The organism is Thalassospira sp. MIT121401 (assembly GCF_047125595.1).
GTDB classification, from domain to species: Bacteria; Pseudomonadota; Alphaproteobacteria; order Rhodospirillales; family Thalassospiraceae; genus Thalassospira; species Thalassospira povalilytica.
Genome location: NZ_CP138926.1, coordinates 4,229,742 through 4,248,560 on the forward strand (window position 1 = coordinate 4,229,742; position 18,819 = coordinate 4,248,560).

Genomic DNA, 18,819 nt, shown 5'->3' on the forward strand with positions numbered 1-18,819 from the left:
ATGACCAATCCCGTTGAAATCAAACGCGGCGATGGCCCCATTGTTCTGGGACTGCCCCATACCGGCACCCATGTTCCCGATGATATTGCCGCCAAACTGAATGATCGCGGGCGCGAGCTTGCCGATACCGACTGGCATATCCACACGCTGTATGACGGACTGATCGATAATGTCACGACGGTTCGTGCAACCTTTCATCGTTATGTGATTGATGCCAACCGCGATCCCGAAGGCGTCAGTCTTTATCCCGGTCAGAACACCACGACCTTGGTGCCGCTGACCGATTTTGACGGGGAAAACATCTGGGATGTTACCCCGACCGAGGCCGATATTGCCGCCCGTGCCGCCAATTTCCACGCCCCCTATCACGCGGCACTGGCAGCCGAACTTGAACGGGTGCGCGCCAAACATGGTGTGGCGATCCTGTATGATTGCCATTCGATCAGATCAAACATCCCGTTCCTGTTTGAGGGCACCCTGCCCGATTTCAATATCGGCACCAATCTTGGCACCACCTGTGATCCGGCGATCGAAGAAGCCACGCGCAAAATCTGTGCGAATGCCGATGGATATACCAGCATCGTCAATGGTCGTTTCAAAGGTGGCTGGACCACCCGCCATTACGGTCGTCCAGACATCAATCAGCACGCCATCCAGATGGAACTGGCACAGTCGACATACCTTTCGGCCGAGGAAGCACCCTGGGCCTATGACCAAAGCCGTGCGGCAAAACTGCGCACGCATCTTACCGACATTCTGAAGACACTGGCCGATTTGGCCCCATCACTAAGAGGCAAGTCATGACCAACAATCCGCGTCACAACCAGCGTGATATCTATCCGGCAACCGGAACCGACATCACCGCCAAAAGCTGGCTGACCGAAGCGCCGATGCGCATGCTGATGAACAATCTGCATCCCGACGTTGCCGAAAATCCGCACGAACTGGTGGTGTATGGCGGTATTGGCCGTGCCGCGCGTACCTGGAAAGATTTCGACCAGATTGTTGCCAGCCTCAAGGAACTTGAAGACGACCAGACCCTTTTGGTGCAGTCGGGCAAGCCGGTTGGCGTTTTCCGCACCCACAAGGATGCGCCGCGCGTTCTGATTGCCAACTCCAACCTTGTGCCGCATTGGGCAAACTGGGATCACTTCAACGAACTCGATAAAAAAGGTCTGGCAATGTACGGCCAGATGACGGCCGGTTCGTGGATCTATATCGGATCGCAGGGCATTGTTCAGGGCACCTATGAAACCTTTGTCGAGGCCGGTCGTCAGCATTATGGCGGCAACCTTAAGGGCAAATGGATCCTGACCGGTGGTCTTGGCGGCATGGGTGGCGCACAGCCGCTGGCAGCCGTGATGGCCGGTGCGTGCTGTCTTGCGGTTGAATGCGATGAAACACGTGCGGATTTCCGTCTGCGTACCCGCTATGTCGATGAAAAAACCCATTCCCTTGACGAAGCGCTTGAAATGATCGACCGCTGGACCAAGGCGGGCGAGGCAAAGTCGGTTGCCCTGATCGGCAATGCGGCCGACGTCTTCCCGGAACTGGTCAAACGTGGCGTTCGCCCCGATATCGTCACCGACCAGACATCGGCCCATGACCCGGTTCATGGGTATCTGCCGCAAGGCTGGAGCGTTGCCGAATGGCGCGAAAAACAGGACTCCGATCCCAAGGCGGTTGCCAAAGCCGCCCGTGCATCGATGCGCGTTCAGGTCGAAGCCATGGTTGCCTTCCACGAAGCCGGTATTCCGACCGTGGATTACGGCAACAATATCCGCCAGATGGCGCTTGAAGAAGGCTTGGAAAACGCATTTGCCTTCCCGGGCTTTGTTCCGGCCTATATCCGCCCGCTCTTCTGCAAGGGCATCGGCCCGTTCCGCTGGGCGGCCCTTTCGGGTGATCCGGAAGACATTTACAAGACCGACCAGAAGGTCAAGGAACTGATCCCCGACGACAAACACCTTCATAACTGGCTGGATATGGCGCGTGATCGCATTTCCTTCCAGGGCCTTCCGGCACGGATCTGCTGGGTCGGGCTGGGGCAGCGCCATCGTCTGGGTCTGGCATTTAACGAGATGGTCAAGAATGGTGAACTGAAAGCCCCCGTGGTGATCGGTCGCGACCATCTTGACAGCGGATCGGTCGCAAGTCCGAACCGCGAAACCGAAGCCATGAAAGATGGCTCGGATGCGGTCAGTGACTGGCCGTTGCTTAATGCGCTGCTTAATACCGCATCGGGGGCCACCTGGGTCTCGTTGCATCATGGCGGCGGTGTCGGAATGGGCTTTTCGCAGCATTCCGGCATGGTGATTTGCTGTGACGGCACGGAAGATGCCGCACGCAGGGTTGAACGCGTCCTTTGGAACGATCCGGCAACCGGTGTGATGCGTCACGCCGATGCGGGATATGACATTGCACTGGATTGCGCACGGGAACACGGGCTGAACCTGCCCGGTATTCTCGGCAAGTAATCAAAAACCTTAATGCAGGGGCAATGACGATTGCCCCTTCAAAACCTTTCAGGGTTCAATCAAGGAGGCTCCTTAACATGAAAAGACGTGAATTTCTGACGGCCGGTGTTGCCGGCGTTGGTGCAGCGGCGGCGGCAACCTTTGCCACCCCGGCAATCGCACAGGACAAGCGCCAGTGGAACATGGTTACCGCTTGGCCGAAAAACCTGCCCGGGCCGGGGGTCGCAGCCCAGAAACTGGCCGATCGTATCACCACCCTTTCGGGCGGCCGGATCGAGGTCAAACTGCATGCTGCCGGTGAACTTGTACCGGGCAATGGCGTGTTTGATGCGGTTGCCGAAGGCACGGCTGATATCTATCACGCGGTTCCGGCCTATTGGGGTTCGAAATCCAAAGGCATCCTTCTGTTCGGTTCACAGCCCTTTGGTCTGCGCGCAGACGAACAGGTTGGCTGGCTGACCCATGGTGGCGGTCAGGAACTCTATGATGAAATCTATGGCCAGTTCGGTCTGAAACCGTTCCTGTGCGGCAACTCCGGTCCGCAATGGGCTGGCTGGTTCCGTAATGAAATCAAATCGGTTGACGACCTTAAGGGTCTCAAATTCCGGACCACCGGTCTGGCGTCTGAAATGTGCTCGAAACTGGGCATGGCCGTTCAGGCCATGGGGGGTCGCGACATGTTCCAGGCGCTGCAAAGCGGTGCGCTTGATGCCGGTGAATTCATCGGCCCGTGGAGCGACAGCGCCCTTGGCTTCTATCAGGTTGCCAAGAACTACTACTGGCCGGGTGTCGGCGAGCCGTCCTCGGCCGAGGAATGCGCGGTCAATGCCAAGGCATATGCCGACCTTCCGGACGATCTGAAGGCCGTGGTCAAGTTTGCCTGTGACAGTCTTTATAACGAAGTCTGGACCGAGTACGAGACCAAGCACGCCATGGCGTTGCAGAAACTGGTGGCAGAACAGGACGTCAAGGTCCGCATGCTTCCCGATGATGTGGTTGAAGCCATGGGCAAGGCCGGTGCGGAAGTCATTGCCGAACTGCGCGAAAGCGACGATGCCCTGACCCGCAAGGTCACCGAAAGCTTTGTCGCATATCGTGATCTGATCGGTGGTTATATGACCTATGCCGATAACGGTCAGATGAATGCACGCGCCAAGGTGCTCGGCTTCTGATAAACATGATACCCGGCGCAAGGATACCGATCCTTGCGCCGGTTCTTTTCGTATCCGGGGGGATGTGATGCAACGCCTTGCTGATCGGCTTGATCTGATCAATCACTGGACCGGGATGACAGTGCGCTGGTTTGCGCTGATCATGGTTCTTTTGCAATTTGCCGTGGTTTTGCTGCGCTATGTTTTCGGTTTCAGTTCAATTGCACTGAATGAAAGTGTTCTTTACCTGCATGCCGGGCTTTTCATGCTTGGCGCGGGATATACGCTTTTGGTCGACGGGCATGTGCGGGTCGATATTTTCTATGCCGGGGCCGAAAACCGCACCAAGGCCCGCATTGATGCATTCGGCTATACCATTCTTGCCATTCCGTCGATGATGGCACTGCTATACTGGACATGGCCATCCGTGATCAATTCGATCTCGATGATGGAAGGGGCGATTTCGGTGGGCGGCATTCCGGCCGTGTGGCTTTTGAAATCCCTGATCCCCGCATTTTGTATTCTTTTGATTATTCAGTCGGTTGCCTGTTTGCTCAGGCAGATCATTGCCCTGCGCGATGGTGTTGACGATCAGGGTGCGCAAAGCTGATGGAATATCTTGATCTTTTGATGTTCGCCGCCCTGATGGGCTGCATCCTTCTGGGTTTCCCCGTTTCGTTTTCGATCGCCGGTGTGGCGATCATTTTCGGTTATATCGGCTGGGCCACCGATGCGATGAATATCGGGCTGATGGGCGCATTCGGGCAGCGGGTCTTCGGGACGCTGACCAATGATGTTCTGATCGCCATTCCGCTTTTTGTCGTGATGGGTGTGATCCTTGAACGGTCACGCATTGCCGAAGATCTGCTTCATACCATGGGCCGTCTGTTTGGCCAGCTGCGCGGCGGGCTTGGCATTTCGGTCGTTCTGGTTGGCGCGTTGCTTGCGGCATCGACCGGGATTGTCGGCGCGACAGTGATTGCCATGGGCATGATCGCACTTCCGACCATGTTGCGCACGGGATACAACCCTAAACTGGCATCGGGGCTTGTCTGTACGGCCGGGACGCTGGGCCAGATTATCCCGCCTTCGACGCTTTTGATCATTCTGTCTGACGTCATGTCATCGGCCTATCAGCAGGCCCAATATGAACAGGGCAAATTCACCATCGAAACCATTTCGGTTGGTCAGATTTTTGCAGGTGCGCTGGTGCCGGGCCTGACGCTGGTGGCGATTTACATCCTTTATATCCTGCTGCGCGGGGTGTTTCGCCCCGATGACATGCCGCCAGTGCAAAGCGATGATGGCCGCCCCGATATCGGCGAGGTTTTCCGTGCTGTTTTGCCGCCGATCCTTTTGATCATTGCGGTTCTCGGCGCGATCCTTGGCGGGGTTGCCACCCCGACCGAAGCCGCATCGGTGGGCGCAATTGGCGCGATCCTGATGGCCGGTGCCCGTCAGGGGGCCAATCGCACACTGGTGCTTGCCGGGACGATATCGCTTCTGGTTCTTGCCGTGATGGCGGGGATTGCCCCGGTGCGTTTCCAGCGCAGTGACCTTACCGGTGTCGATTATATGCTGGGCGGGGTTTATGTGGTGCTGGCAATCATTGGCATTGCTGCGATCTTTGCCTGCCTGCGTCAGGCGTGGAAGGCAGATATCCTGAAATCGGCCCTGACATCGACCATGACGGTAACATCGATGATCTTTGCCACCATTCTGACCGCCAGCATGTTCTCGCTGGTGTTTATCGGACTGGGGGGCGAGGACCATGTGGCCGAAATCCTTGAAGCCATGCCAGGTGGTCCGACAGGAGCGCTCCTGTTTTGCATGGCGCTGATCTTTATCCTTGGCTTCTTCCTTGATTTCGTTGAAATCACGGTGATCCTGTTGCCGCTGATTGCTCCGGGCTTGATCATGATGGGCCATGATCCGGTGTGGCTGGCGATCCTGATTGCCATCAACCTGCAGACATCATTCCTGACCCCGCCGTTTGGCTTCTCGCTGTTTTACCTGCGCAGTGCCGCCCCGCCGGAAATCACCACCGGTCAGATCTACAAGGGTGTCGTGCCATTTATCGCACTTCAGGTCTTTGGCATCTTCGTCATCTGGCTGTGGCCATCATTGGCGCGCTGGCTGCCAAGTGTCGTGTTCTGATCGCGCACAAATCCAAACAAAAACGCCCCGGCACGCCGCGGGCGTTTTTTTTATGATCGTTCGGGGAGGAAGCCGTCTTCTAGAAGTTCATTTCTCGTATCAGGTTGGCAGCGACAAATTCGTAAAATTGTCTCGCCCAGCTTACGGCAGCCGAGTCAATTTTCAACACCCCCCTTTGAACATGAGAAAAGCCACCCGCCAACCCGGTAATGTCCGAGCCCCCCAGCACACGCCCTGTTACCTTAAAAACCGGATCAAGCGCGACATACTTCCCAGCCTCGTTCTTGGTCGCAGCAATAACGCCCCCATTAGTTGAGGTCATTATTCGCTCATCAATATAGGAGCTGTTAATCCGTTCAACCGTTTCTATCTGAACATCTATTGCAGCTTGCGATATCTGTTCTGGATAAAAGCGTGCCGAAGCACCTTCAGAAATACGTGTGATGTCCCGTTGCGAGACATAGGCAGTGATTTTCCAGTTCGTATTTTTGTCAGACACAATGCGGACAAATGAAACCTTTTCTCCGACCCAGTGACCAATTCTAAGCTGATCAGATATTTCGCGAACGGTACCGCTTATCGGTGCCGTCAGAGTCAAGAGCTCCTGATGTGCGCTCAATGCATCAATACGTGCGGAAAGACGTCGCATTTCCTGCAATCTGGCACCGTATGCATCTCGCTCCTCGGGATTTGCCTCTGCTCTACTGAGCAGGACACGCGCCTCCTCAAGTTCAAGCTCACGAATATGATACTCGGCTTCAAGTTCTGGCGATCTCATGCGAGCAATCTGTGCACCCGCTTCTACATGATCAAATTTTTTTACATTGATAGCGACCACTTTCCCGGCAAGCGCACTAACGACTTCGGCTTCGTGCTTAGCCTGAAGAATGGCTTGGCCGGTCACCTGACTTTGCCAAGGCACGACGGAAAGCAGAATCATCGCCGCGACAAGCACTCCTAACCCCAATTGGTAACGAGTGAACTGTGCCTTTTGACGTTCTTTCCACCAAACTTGCACTTCCTTGATGACCGGGATCACGATGAACCACGCTATTTCAATGGTAAAAAGGATGATACCCAGAAGTTTAAAAAACAGATGATAGACAATAAGTGCAATGCCAAGGAACAGAAAGAAGCGATAGATCCAAACCGCAATGGCAAAGGCAGCCAGCATTTTTCGTTTTTGTGCAGGCATAGGTTCTGGCGGCGGATACCCAAATGCAAACAGCTGTTCACGAATGGTCCATTTGGCAATAGCAAAAGACCGGCTTTGCAAGTTGGCGATACCAAGAAAGTCTGACAACAAATAGTATCCGTCAAATCTCATAAATGGACTAAGATTTATCAGAAGCGTCGCAATCCAACTTGTCGAGGCCATCAAGAACACAGCGCTTTGCAAGGGTCCAGGCGGCAAAATATGCCAGAAAAAGGTGGCCAACAGCGCTATTGCCAGTTCGACGCGTATGCCCGCAGCTCCAATACGCAGACGTTGGGATTTGCTGGTTAAACGCCAAGCGTCAGACGTGTCAGTGTAAAGAACCGGATACATCACGAGAAACGCCACCCCCATCGATGGCACACGACAGCCGTAACGAGATGCGCTGTAGGCGTGACCAAATTCATGCAGGACTTTAGTCAAACCAAGGGTGATTGCCATCCAAGCGACACCTTGCCAGTTGGCAAACCCCATAAATGTAGCAATGAAAACATCCCATTGCCGCAAAGTCAGAAAAATACCGACCAATCCGACAAGCAAAATAGCAACACCAACTCCCCGTGAGGCGAAGAAATCGGCAATGTGCTGTGTGGCATGTAAAAATCTGTCGGGATGTATCAGTGGAACTCTAAAAAACAGATAGTTGTGGACTATCCACTTCCAGAAACTTTGCTTCCCTGCCTTGGAAATTCGGGAAAACTCGGCAACGACTTCTGCATTGTCTCGCTGTATGAGGCCATTTCCATGCAGGAACTTGATTAGAGCTGTCAGGGAGGCAGTACTTGGTGTCAAGACCGTCTCTTGACGCACCTGATCAAGAATAAGGTCTCCCCGGCGAAAATGCCAACGGCACAACATTGCGAACTGCAGATATCCAATGCGGAAATACCGGTTCCGCACAGGATCATGGATCGTCCAGCATGGAGCCCCGTACTCATCGTTACCAGCAGGAAGCAATTTCAATTCTTCCCTTAGCAAAGGTACAGTCACATTCCCTGCATCTTGCTGCGTTCCTGATGACATCACAATCAGAAACCGATCATTTGACGCAAGGCAGAAAGTGGTCGACGAAGCAGAAAGAGAATCAGTGGAGTGTCTTCCCCCATGACTTTAGCCGAGCCCCTAAGTCCGATCCTCGGCAAAGGTTCATCGGTATGAAAACGCGCAATCGCCCGATACGCAAGGATTCCGTCGGGAGTATCCTCCGGCTGGTATGCGGCATATTCAAGAGTCGCAGAAACAGCATGAAGCGGATCAATATCAAGAAAGAACCTTACCTCTGCCCCGTCTTCCAATGATATCGCATCAGAAACCGGGATATAGATTCCTAGTTCCGCATCCTCTGGACGTGCGATCAACATCACTTGTTCACCAGTCGAGACAGGGCGTCCCCGCCAGTCATTAGGATCACCAAATATTGCAATCCCCGCTTGCGGCGCTTTAACATCAACTTGGGACAATTGATATTCGCTGAAAGCCGCCTGTTCTTTGCGAAGTTCAAGTCGCGTCTGGTGTAAGGCAACCTCAGATCGACCTTTGGCATCGCCAAATGCCTGTTGGGACGCACGTCTTAGCTCAGCAGCAGCCATATCAACTGCTCGCAGTGCAATTTCGTAGTTTGCTCGAAGCTCCGCATCTTCAAGGGAGAATAGTAAGTCACCTTTCCTGACGGTAGCGTTGGGCCGGACCGCAACATCTCTGATGACGCCCCTGATCGGTGCTGCAATCATGATTGGCGCCCGGGGTCGGACTGTTGCGGGCGCGATGATGCTCTGTTGCACTGGCATAACCATCACAAGAATTAATGCAATCAGTGCCAAGTACACCAAGATTCTTCGGCTTTTACTCTCGCCTAGAATGTCTCGGTGTTTTTTCTGGGGTGCTAACGCATTCCAAGCGTGTCCAAGGGCGTCTGTCATCTGCTCTAGCAATAGCGCTTCCGCTTCTTGCCATTGGTCATCTCTGATCAAAAGCAGTGTCCCGAGACGCTTTCCTCCTGGGGCAAAGACCGGTTGATAAAGGATGTTTTCCCTGAGGAACTCCTGCCAGTCATTAGCAAAGTCGCCCCCGTCAGCAGAACGAGACCAGAATGCTGCTTTCTCTTGGTCTCTTGACCGATTGACAAGCTTTTCGACGAACCGGATGAACGGCGCATTGCGATCAACGGTCGGTACATTTGAAACGGCAACCACCCGTTCTTTACCATCAGATCCGCGTATGCACAGAATCGCCTGCAGATATGAAACCAATCGCCTTGTCTCTGTGACTGCAGTAAAGCGCAGTGCCGTCAGATCCGGTGCTTGCCGAATAGATCTCTGAAGGCTTAGTAAAACCGCGGATGCAGAAATGGAATTCATACGCTTTATCAGACTAAACTTGTTTCAAGGCAGAATAGAAATCAGCCACACTCAGGGTTTTGGGTCAAAAATCGCTATACCACTCATACCTGGAAGAAGTTGATCTTCCTTATCGTCAAGAACAGCGAAAACCTTTACAGTTTGACTGACTGCATCAATGAGAGAGCCAATCCGCTCGGTGCGGGCTGTTACAATCATGCCGGTTTCGTCAATACGCGCCTTGAACGTGTCGCCCACCGTAAGCCATGACAACCATTGCGATGGCACAATCAATTCAAGTTCCAGATTCCCCGACCCGATAATTTCAATGATTTCGTCGCCGGGATTGGCGATCTGGTAGGGCTGACTACGCCATTCTACAACTACGCCATCATAAGGAGCGTTAATTTTGCAGCGATCAAGATAGACATCCTGCAACTGCAACTGGGCCTTTGCACTGTCGCGCGCCGACTCAGCCATAATGACATCAAGCTCCCCAACGCTACGCAATTCAAACAACCGCTGTTGCGATTTCAGCTGTGCATCTGCCCTGCGAAGGTCAGCTGCAACAGTTGCCCGTTGGGCCTTGTAAGATTGGCAATCAAACGCAATCAGCAAATCACCCTTCTTGAAACTTGCCCCGGGTCTTACCGCAATGTTTTCAATTCGTGCGGCGAGCTCGCCCGAGAGAACTGCGTGTTCACGCGTTGAGACCAACACCCGACTCTCGAACGCATCCTGAGCAAAACTTGCGGATTGCCCGCCAACAACCAACACGGCAAGCCAACAGAAGTAGCTTGCCACGTTAATCCTCGCTGTCTTGCGAGCGCCAAGAAATTTGCATCCTCGCATCGATGTACGCGTAACAATCATTATTGAAGGACTGCCTGCTGACTTTCCCTGGTGATTTCTTCTCCCTGGTCATCCGCAGTTGCAACTTTTGCACCCGGGGCATCGAATTCGCCGCGGTTCCATCTTGCCAAAACCTCTCCCACTGCCTTGGCCAGACTATCGACACTTTCGTCAGGTATCTCGCTCGGGAAGGGATCAGCGCCAATCGAGGCAAACAACCGGCCATATGATGCTTGCAAATCAGCGTATGCCATGTCGCGCTGCAGATTGCTTAGCAAGGCTCGAACATCGGCACGGATTGATTGAGCTTCACCAACAGTGTTAGCCGACTGGCTGGCATCAATTGTTCTAGCGATATTGCCCTGGACCTCGGCAATCCGTTCGGCCAGTTCGAAGTCGCGCTTGGAATGAGCAAAGCGCAACTGTGCGATATTGACCTGACTGATTACGGCCATGCTCAAGGCCAAACGACGAACTTCTGAAAGTTCAATTTGGCTGTCTGCGAGGCGCATGTTTGCAGGTGCTTTGAACACCTGCATTAAATTCCAGGAGAGGTTAATCGCTCCTTCGTACCATTTCGAATTTACCTTGTAGCTATCAGTTGTGTGATTGATACCTGCGCTGAAATTCAATCCGGGAACCATCTGGACGATCGCAATCTTGGCTTCCTGCTGATTGATCCTCATCTGATAGGCTTCAGACCGCAGTTCGGAGCGGTTCTTCAGGGCTTCGAGCTCAAGTGTCTCTGCTGTTTCTTTAATGACAGGCAACGGCTCACGGTCAGTCTCCGTGGCCGCCTGGAGGGTAAATTCGCTGTCGGGATGAATATTCATCAATACAGCAAGTTCGGTCCGTGCCTCAATCAATTGCCGACGCCGCGTTTCCAGCTCTCGCAATGTCAACAGGAGGTCTTCCTGATAGCTCAGCGCATCAAGCGGTGCCCCCACGCGTTCGCGAACCTGGGTATCAGCACGCGAAAGGGCTTGCCGTACTTCTTCGAGAACCGGTTCAAATTGCGTCAGTGCTCGTTCTGCCGCAGCGGCCCGCCAATAGGCGCTGCGCGTGTCATTTATGACGTTGTGAATAACTTGGCGACGGCGTTCCTTGACGATCAATGCCATATCTGCCTGTTGATTGGCACGCATGTAGCCAATGGCAAAATCAAGAACGTTCCAACTCACTGTTAGATCACTGTCACGAACGTTTTTGTCCGAACTTGTCGAAGTTGATGTCTTATCTTCGTTGTAAGTCGCGTCTTGTTTACTGCGTCGGGTCCAGCCAGATGATGCAACAACATCCGGAAGCAAGTTGACATTAGCTACGTCAAGTTGCCCCATTGCAACGGCTTCTTCCATAAGCTTAAGCCGGTGATCAAGGTTATACTTGAGAGCGCGCGCGATTGCCTCTTCAAGGCTTAGAGGTCCACTGATTTTTTCCTGCTTTGCAAACAGTCGATCAAGATCCTCTGCTACGCGTGCATTGTCATCCGCACTCGTCAGCGGTTCGGGTGTGACAGCACATGCAGATAGAAATGCGACAGCACCTGCCGCAACGACAAGACGTCGCCACTTGCGAATCACTCCCGATTTTTTGACAGTTCCAGCAACCAAGTCCAGTTCCCCCAATAGTCTGTTTTCATTCGGCGTTTCAAATTTAGCCTAACGAAAACCAGATATATTCAATCCAAGTCCAAATCCGATCCGGGCTCATTTCTTGAAGCGTTAAATCACCCGGTGAATCTGTATCTCCCAATTATTCAAACCAAACACCCGTTTGGTCTTCATACTGGCATACGGTGAAGCGTCAATGCTTTGGCAAGAAGTTTCGCCTCTTGATCTGACATACCACCAAAAGCAGCCAGTTGACCGCTGAAATCCCCCTGCCAAGCCGGGGCCAAGTCATCGCCCCCCTCTTTCAGGGCAGCCTGATCACCACCTTCACTTTCAGACGCACCGTTACCTTCAGCTGGCGGAGTGCCATCCTGTCCTTCAGCACCCGGCGAGCCACCTGGCTGTCCTAACGGCAGACCATCAAGGCCGTCCGACGGTCCACCAGCGTCAGAACTCCCACCAAGTCCCGTACCAACACCAACTGGCGCCAGACCGCCAGCAGGTCCAACACCTCCACCAACGCTGGAGCCGCCACTTGCACCGCCAAACCCTCCAGCGCCACCCTGCACTGGACCCACACCAAGACCGCTGCCCAAGCCGCTGCCTATGCCACCGCCAAGGCCGCCCCCCAATCCACCACCGACTGCGCCGCCGGTGCCTAGATTACTGGAAAGGATGGATGTACCACCGTCAAGACCACTGCCCACTTGCGAAGAATTCAAGCCGGCTGATACTGGTGTCCCGGAGTTGCCAATTGGGCTCGTATTGCCAAGCTGACCAGTAACCGTCGTCTGGATATTCCCGCCCGCGATGATCGGACCCGCACTACCGCTTCCGCCAGCATTTGTGGTAATCGCATTACTGACCGGCGTTCCTGCATCACCACCTGCTGTCGTTCCCGGTATTTGCAGGAGCGGCGGCGGCGTCACTACCTTAGCCGGTGTCGGCGTAGGCGGTGTCACTGGTGGCGGCGTTGTTGTGGTCGTCGGTTTGGCCACAACAATCGTAGTCGTGATCGCATTGCTCGTTGCATTGCCATCAGAAAGACTGAAGGTTACAGTTCGGTTCGCATAGGTCGGTGTACCTGCCGTATTCTGGTAAGCAACCGCACGCACTACCTCCTGAACATTCGCCGGCGTTGCATTGGCACCAAGGCTGATAACAAGGTCGCTCCCGGCCTCAATTGCATTCGTCAACGTACCAATCACGATCCCACCAACTGACACATTCGAACCGGCCGTTGTCCCGTCAAGCGTGATCGTCGTACCTGAAGTCGAGATTGTCAGAAGGTCTTCACCCGCCACAAGGCCTGCCGAAATGCTGACGGTTAGGGTTCCTCCATTGAAATCAGTGGAATCAACGTCTGTGACCAATGCATTCTGTCCGACATCAAGCTTAAGTGTCTGGCCGGCAGTGTAATTCACGCTGTCTCCAGAAAGGCTTCCGATAGCAGGAGCATCATTGACCGCAGTAATGTCGATATTGCCACTGCCAATCTGCGGATTGGTCGTGCCGTCATTGGCGTGGATTGTATAGGTCGCCGTCGCCGTGCCACTCGCGTTCGCAGCACCTGTATATTGAATATTCGATGCCGTCGCGAGATAGGTGTTGATATTTGCGGTAGTCCCCTGAAGAGTGATGCTTCCCGTACCTGAGTTGCCAATTGTGACACCGCCCGAAGAGGACGCTGTCAGCGTTCCGCCTGAAACTGCGATAGTCACTGTGAGGCTGGTGTTATCAACGTCGGAAATCGTGATTGCCGACAAATCAAAGTTGCCTGCAGTATCCTCTGTCACAGAAATCGTGGTGGTTCCGCCATTGGCGAGGCTGAGTGTTGGTGCATCGTTAACCGCAGCAACAACAACCGAGCTGACCGCTGCCGTGCTTACAAGCCCGTCGTTGTCCGTTAGCGTAATTGAAACACTGCGTGTAGATGCCGTCGGGTTCTGGCTATCGTTTTGATATGCTACCGCGCGTGCCAAATCCTGCACGCGCGCCACGGTCGCGTTGCTATTGAAGTTGATAACCAGATTGTTACCAGCAGCAATGTTATTGCCCAACGTACCAATCACGGTCCCACCAACTGACACGTTCGAACCGGCCGTTGTCCCGGACAAGGAGACGTTTCCGGTCGTAATCAGGGTCAGAATATCTTCACCGGCCTGTGCATTAGCCGAAACTGTCACCGTCAGATTACCACCATTGAAGTTCGCCGGGTTATCCGCATCCGTGATCGTAAGGTTACCACCGGAATCTAGCGCAACAGCTGAATCCCCCTCGGTGAAGTTCACACTATCACCACCAAGGTTGGCAATTACCGCCGGATTACCCAAGGTCATGGTAAAGGTTGCCGAGGCGGCCTCAGCACCGGAGTTTGCAGTACCATCGGCGTCATTAACAACAAGGTCAAATGACTGCGCACCTGACCCGGCAGAGGCTGACCAGCGCGTGTTTTGAACCAGTGTCTCGACGCGGGCGTTGGTTGCATTGGTGTTAAATGTGATGGTTAGCGTGTTACCACCTTGACCATCGTTGGTCGCGTGCACCGTACCAATCGCAACACCACCAACCAAGATGGTTTCACCTGCTACAATCATCCCATCACCGCCAGAGGTCACATTCGTACCGTCAAAGCTGAAGCTACCATTCGCACTGTTGCCACCGTTTGGCGTGATTACAAGTGACCCGCCATTGTAATCAGCAGAGTCCGCATTGCTCAGCGTGAAGTTACCATCCTTATCAATGTTCGATGTATTACCCGGCTGCAATGCGCTATTGTCACCATTAAGGTTCCCGATTACCGGCGCATCGTTCACAGCTGTCAGCGAAACCGTCGATGTAAGGTTCGGTGCGGCACTGTTGCTACCGCTATTGGCCGTACCACCGTTATCCGTGATGCCGGTAATGGTCACAACGCGGTTTCCGGAAGTCGTCGGATTATCGCTGGTGTTACGATAGGAAAGCCCATCGACCAATGTCTGCATCTGTGCAGCTGTCAGGGTGGCACCAGTGAAGCTAATCGTCGCAGTGCTTCCGGTGACGGATACATTCACGGTCAGACCATTGGTTGCGGATGTCACCGAATTGCCATTGGTCATTGCAACATCGGAACCATCAAAACTGATAATTTCCGATGCACCATCCGAAACGTTTGTGACCGTCATCGTCATCGCACTAAAGCGATCAGCACTTTCAACCGTAGAGGCCGTAACCGTGTTAAACAGGTCAGATCCACCTGCACCCTAGACATAGGTCGGGTTCCCACCCGTCGCAGAGAGGGTCGGCGCGTCATTCACATTGGTGATACTGACCGTGGTCGAGCCGGTCGCAATCAGTGCACCGCCAGTTCCTTGAGCACTACCGGAGTTACCATCACTGAAGGTCCAGTCGATCTGCACGCTTGATGCCGGGTCATTCGATGAGTTGCTATACCGGATCCCCTGCATCACTTCGTTGACAAGCGCAGTGGTCGGGATCGTCCCATTGTTCTGGAACGTGATCGTCAATTGGCCGGATGTTGAGGTATCGAAACTTGCAATGACATTGCCACCGCTTTCAATGTTCGAGCCATTCAGCGTCAGGTTACCACCCGTAAGCATCGAAAAGACGTCAGCAGCATTCGCGCCACCGTTCCGGACCAGAACCAGCGTTGCGCCAGCAAAGTTTCCATTGCCCCCGTTAAGCGCTGCAAGCTCGACATCAGACACTGTCACATTGGAGTCCAGAACAACGGCCGACCCGCCCTCGGTAAAGGCCGGTGTTCCATCAAGGCCCGTCAGAACCGGCGCATCGTTGACAGCGGTCACGTTGATTTGTGTCGTACCCGCGGCAACGTCGCCGCTCCCGTTTCCGTCATTCACCGTCGCAGTAATCGTCGCAACGTTGTTGCCTGTTACATTTGAAGCTGGTGTGTACTGAATACGGCTGGAGGAGTCGAGATACGTGTTGATATCAGCGGCACTGCCGACAAGTGTTATTGTCGTCGCGTTGACCAGCGTTTCCGTCACACCGCCGCCGACCCCAGCACCATCTGCTGGCGTCGCAAAGGTACCTGCTGAAACTGTAAGCGTTACCGTCAACGTATCGCCGTCCACGTCTGCAAAAGTTGCTGCCGACAGATTGACGTTTGAAAGCGTGTCTTCGGTAACCGAGACACTCGCAGGCATAGACGTGCCTGTCGGATCGTCGTTAACCGCCGTAATATTCACCGTGATAGAGCTGGTTGAGGAATCCACCGTGCCATCGTTGACCTTGGCCGAGATGGTCGCTGCGCTGTTCCCGCTCGCATTCGATGCACCCTGATAGCTCACATTTGTTGTGGTATCGAGGTAGGTATTGATGTTCGCAGCTGATCCGGAAAGCGTTAAGGTTCCGGTGCCAGATCCGCTTACAGTCACGCCACCGTTACTGGTCGCGGTCATGACACCTGCGTTCGCTTCAAGCGTTACTGTCAGGTTATCCCCATCACTGTCAGCAACTGTAATGGCCGACAGATCGATGTTGGTCGAAACGTCTTCTGTAACAGTAATACTTGATGGGGCGCCAGTCAGTGTCGGCGCATTATTTGCCGGGGCTGCCGACGCGATCAAATCGTCAAATGCCAATCGCATGTTCCCATCACCACCAGTCAAGGTGACAGTAAATGAACTGACAGCAGTCCATCCCAAAGAGACATTCGTAGCGTGATATCCGCCACCCATGGTCATGGTAACGCCATCCAGGCTGCTAAAAGCCACGTTCACGTTACTGTTTGATGAACCCGAAGTAGTATCACTGAAAACATACGTTGCGCCGGCTTCCGTGGAAACCGATAACATTCCAATACTGGTTATATTTACCGGACTGTTGAAATTAAACGTGTAGCTCGTCCCGTCTCCGGTCGCCTGCCCCCAGAAGTGACCACCAATGAAAGGAACCGTACCTGACCCACCAGAAGTATATGTTACGGTTTGCCCTGAAAACTCAAACCAACTGCCGCCCGATGATGTGGCTATTGTATAGCCAATGCCGTCCACTGTGCTGGTAACGGTCGTACCTGACGCGGTTGCAGAATCCATATTGTCGGTAGCAAGCAGGTGTTCATAGCTTGAGCTATACGCCATGCCCTCCAGCGCACCCGTCGCATATTCAAGTTCCCAATCACCGCCAAGATTTGACGCGCCCGTATCGTCGACAGATGCAGCGATGTCTGCTCCTGTTGCCAGCGCAAGTGCGTCAGCAAAGGCCTTTCCGTCACCACCGGCTACGCGACAGCCATAGAGCAGGATGTCACCACTTTCGGCAAGAGATGAACCGATAGCAGCCAAGTCATCTGCGCGTGAAACGACCGTTTCAGAATTAAGCGCCATATCACCAAGATAGACCACGCCTTCTGCGCCATGACTGATGATGTGAAGCGCATCAAAGTCCGCGTTCTGAGCCGCCCATGCGACGATCTGATCAAGCCCATCGGCATTGCCATCCAGCACAACAATTTCAACGCCGTCACCAATGCCGGTAATCAGGTCGTCAATGTCTGTCAGGCTGCCATCAATGAAGACAACTTCCTTGCGACCACCATTCTGGGCGGCATCGGCCATACGTAGAATATCGAACTCGCTGCCCGACGTCAGAACATCGGACTGATTCGCCACATCTTCTGATTGCAAACCATCGCCGTTGGATGAGGAGGTGTCGCTTTCCTGATGCGTTACCTGCTCGGCTTCAGCATCTGCCTGCGCTTGTTCCGCACTGTCGGCGGCAGTTGCAGCGCCGGCAGCATCAAACATAAAGCGCGGTTCAAGCGCAATCGGGGCGACAGCATCGAAACCAGGAATAGAACGAGGGGCGCTTTCCTGACTTCGCGTAAGAAAATTCTTCAACGTATTCACCGTATGGCAGCACAACAACTAGCGATTGTATATATCGTACCTAGACAACAATATACAACCATCCTTACCCGTATTTGTGCCTCCAAAAACGGCTTTATCCAACAAAGAAATCACCTTGTCAGAATCTGTCAGGTTTTAGGGTGTAGTTTGAACGCGGAATTCAATTCATAGTAAATCCGGGACAGCAAAATCGCTACTAACCGTAAGAATAAAAACAAAAAATGTGCGAGAACCAATTTCAAAATTCTTCATCACGGATTGACACAAATCCGCATTGCCAACGTCAAAAAAGCCCCCCCCCCCTCTAATTCTATCACGCTCGGAACCAATCAACTTTCAAGACCAGTGAAACCAAATCCGACATATTCGTATAAGGGAGTTAATGCTCATGCTCAAATCCACATTCACCAACCGCGCCAAACGCTTCGCCATGGGCACAGCGTCGGGACTTGCGACATTGTTTGTTATCGGAAATTTTGCAAAGGCTTGCCCTACAGATCCTTATCTTGCATCGGTCTGTACAACGGTCGCCAACTTCTGTCCCCGCGGCTATGCGGAGATGAGGGGCCAATTGATGACGATCTCAAGCAACAACGCTCTTTATTCCCTGCTGGGATGTAAATGGGGCGGCGACTGCAGAACCAGTTTCGGGATTCCGGACATGCGCGGCCGTGCGGGTATTGGTACAGGAACCGGACCAGGCCTGACCCCCATCCAGCTCGGACAATCGCGCGGACAGGAAGATGTAACACTTGATATTTCACAACTGCCTGCACACACACATACTGCAACAGCAACCTTGAGCAACCTGTCCGTAACACTCGAAGCCCGTGATGGAGTTGGCGCATCCCCGTCTCCATCAGAAGACAATAATTATCTGCAAACCGTTGGAGAAAATCCGTTCGTTCCAAACGCGACCGCAAACCTGTATGGAACTGGCACCGGAATGCCGATTGAATTGGGCGGCGTAAGCACATCCTCAAGCGGGATAGATGTCACCATTGGCACAACTGGCGGAAAGGTGCCGGTAGATGTTCAGGGGCCGGTAATGGCAATGACCTATTGCATCGCCACAATGGGCATATACCCACCACGCGACTGAAATCAAAACTGACGGTCATATGAGAAAAGGCAGCAGCCAAAACAGCGC

The 18,819-nt window shown here is 53.5% G+C and carries 12 protein-coding genes; 6 read left to right on the forward strand and 6 right to left on the reverse strand.

Annotated elements, in window-relative coordinates; translation table 11 throughout:
* The 5 genes from hutG to SIB88_RS19425 all read left to right on the forward strand — a co-directional run bounded on the left by hutG (position 1) and on the right by SIB88_RS19425 (position 5,785).
* A complete protein-coding gene (gene hutG, locus SIB88_RS19405; RefSeq protein WP_412558852.1) occupies positions 1 to 804 on the forward strand; it encodes an N-formylglutamate deformylase in 804 nt (267 codons plus the stop codon).
* Complete coding sequence (gene hutU, locus SIB88_RS19410; RefSeq protein WP_412558853.1) at positions 801 to 2,477, forward strand: urocanate hydratase; 1,677 nt, start codon at positions 801 to 803, stop codon at positions 2,475 to 2,477. The genes hutG and hutU overlap by 4 nt, the downstream gene beginning before the upstream one ends.
* Positions 2,478 to 2,554: 77 nt before the next feature.
* Entirely contained in the window at positions 2,555 to 3,649 is a 1,095-nt protein-coding gene (locus SIB88_RS19415; protein ID WP_101247173.1) for a TRAP transporter substrate-binding protein, read from the forward strand.
* Between the two features lie 67 nt (positions 3,650 to 3,716).
* Positions 3,717 to 4,238, forward strand: a complete 522-nt coding sequence (locus SIB88_RS19420) for a TRAP transporter small permease subunit (protein WP_101247174.1) — start codon at positions 3,717 to 3,719, stop codon at positions 4,236 to 4,238.
* Positions 4,238 to 5,785: a TRAP transporter large permease gene (locus SIB88_RS19425; protein ID WP_114113091.1), complete on the forward strand. Its 1,548-nt coding sequence runs from the start codon at positions 4,238 to 4,240 to the stop codon at positions 5,783 to 5,785. The genes SIB88_RS19420 and SIB88_RS19425 overlap by 1 nt, the downstream gene beginning before the upstream one ends.
* 79 nt (positions 5,786 to 5,864) lie before the next feature.
* On the opposite strand, the gene SIB88_RS19430 is transcribed toward SIB88_RS19425, so the two are convergent.
* From SIB88_RS19430 to SIB88_RS19455, 6 genes are all read right to left on the reverse strand, one after another.
* Complete coding sequence (locus SIB88_RS19430) at positions 5,865 to 8,024, reverse strand: HlyD family efflux transporter periplasmic adaptor subunit (RefSeq protein WP_412558854.1); 2,160 nt, start codon at positions 8,022 to 8,024, stop codon at positions 5,865 to 5,867.
* A gap of 5 nt (positions 8,025 to 8,029) precedes the next feature.
* Entirely contained in the window at positions 8,030 to 9,358 is a 1,329-nt protein-coding gene (locus tag SIB88_RS19435) for an efflux RND transporter periplasmic adaptor subunit (protein WP_412558855.1), read from the reverse strand.
* A gap of 51 nt (positions 9,359 to 9,409) precedes the next feature.
* Positions 9,410 to 10,141, reverse strand: a complete 732-nt coding sequence (locus tag SIB88_RS19440; RefSeq protein WP_412558856.1) for an efflux RND transporter periplasmic adaptor subunit — start codon at positions 10,139 to 10,141, stop codon at positions 9,410 to 9,412.
* A 68-nt stretch (positions 10,142 to 10,209) separates the two neighbouring features.
* Positions 10,210 to 11,799, reverse strand: coding sequence for a TolC family protein (locus SIB88_RS19445; protein ID WP_412558857.1), 1,590 nt, complete (start codon positions 11,797 to 11,799; stop codon positions 10,210 to 10,212).
* A 170-nt stretch (positions 11,800 to 11,969) separates the two neighbouring features.
* The gene (locus SIB88_RS19450; RefSeq protein ID WP_412558858.1) at positions 11,970 to 14,969 is read right to left on the reverse strand and encodes a beta strand repeat-containing protein; all 3,000 of its coding nucleotides are present in this window, start codon (positions 14,967 to 14,969) and stop codon (positions 11,970 to 11,972) included.
* Between the two features lie 72 nt (positions 14,970 to 15,041).
* Entirely contained in the window at positions 15,042 to 17,660 is a 2,619-nt protein-coding gene (locus tag SIB88_RS19455; protein ID WP_412558859.1) for a DUF4347 domain-containing protein, read from the reverse strand.
* Between the two features lie 397 nt (positions 17,661 to 18,057).
* Between SIB88_RS19455 and SIB88_RS19460 the strand changes: the two genes are divergently transcribed.
* A complete protein-coding gene (locus SIB88_RS19460) occupies positions 18,058 to 18,771 on the forward strand; it encodes a phage tail protein (RefSeq protein ID WP_412558860.1) in 714 nt (237 codons plus the stop codon).
* The last annotated feature ends 48 nt before the right edge of the window (positions 18,772 to 18,819 follow it).

Coding starts and splice junctions, on each gene's coding strand:
- hutU (WP_412558853.1), top strand. CDS start 801: ATGACCAACAATCCGCGTCACAACCAGCGTGATATCTATCCGGCAACC.
- SIB88_RS19460 (WP_412558860.1), top strand. CDS start 18,058: ATGCTCAAATCCACATTCACCAACCGCGCCAAACGCTTCGCCATGGGC.
- SIB88_RS19415 (WP_101247173.1), top strand. CDS start 2,555: ATGAAAAGACGTGAATTTCTGACGGCCGGTGTTGCCGGCGTTGGTGCA.
- SIB88_RS19435 (WP_412558855.1), bottom strand. CDS start 9,358: ATGAATTCCATTTCTGCATCCGCGGTTTTACTAAGCCTTCAGAGATCT.
- SIB88_RS19450 (WP_412558858.1), bottom strand. CDS start 14,969: ATGACGATGACGGTCACAAACGTTTCGGATGGTGCATCGGAAATTATC.
- SIB88_RS19430 (WP_412558854.1), bottom strand. CDS start 8,024: ATGTCATCAGGAACGCAGCAAGATGCAGGGAATGTGACTGTACCTTTG.
- SIB88_RS19425 (WP_114113091.1), top strand. CDS start 4,238: ATGGAATATCTTGATCTTTTGATGTTCGCCGCCCTGATGGGCTGCATC.
- SIB88_RS19420 (WP_101247174.1), top strand. CDS start 3,717: ATGCAACGCCTTGCTGATCGGCTTGATCTGATCAATCACTGGACCGGG.
- hutG (WP_412558852.1), top strand. CDS start 1: ATGACCAATCCCGTTGAAATCAAACGCGGCGATGGCCCCATTGTTCTG.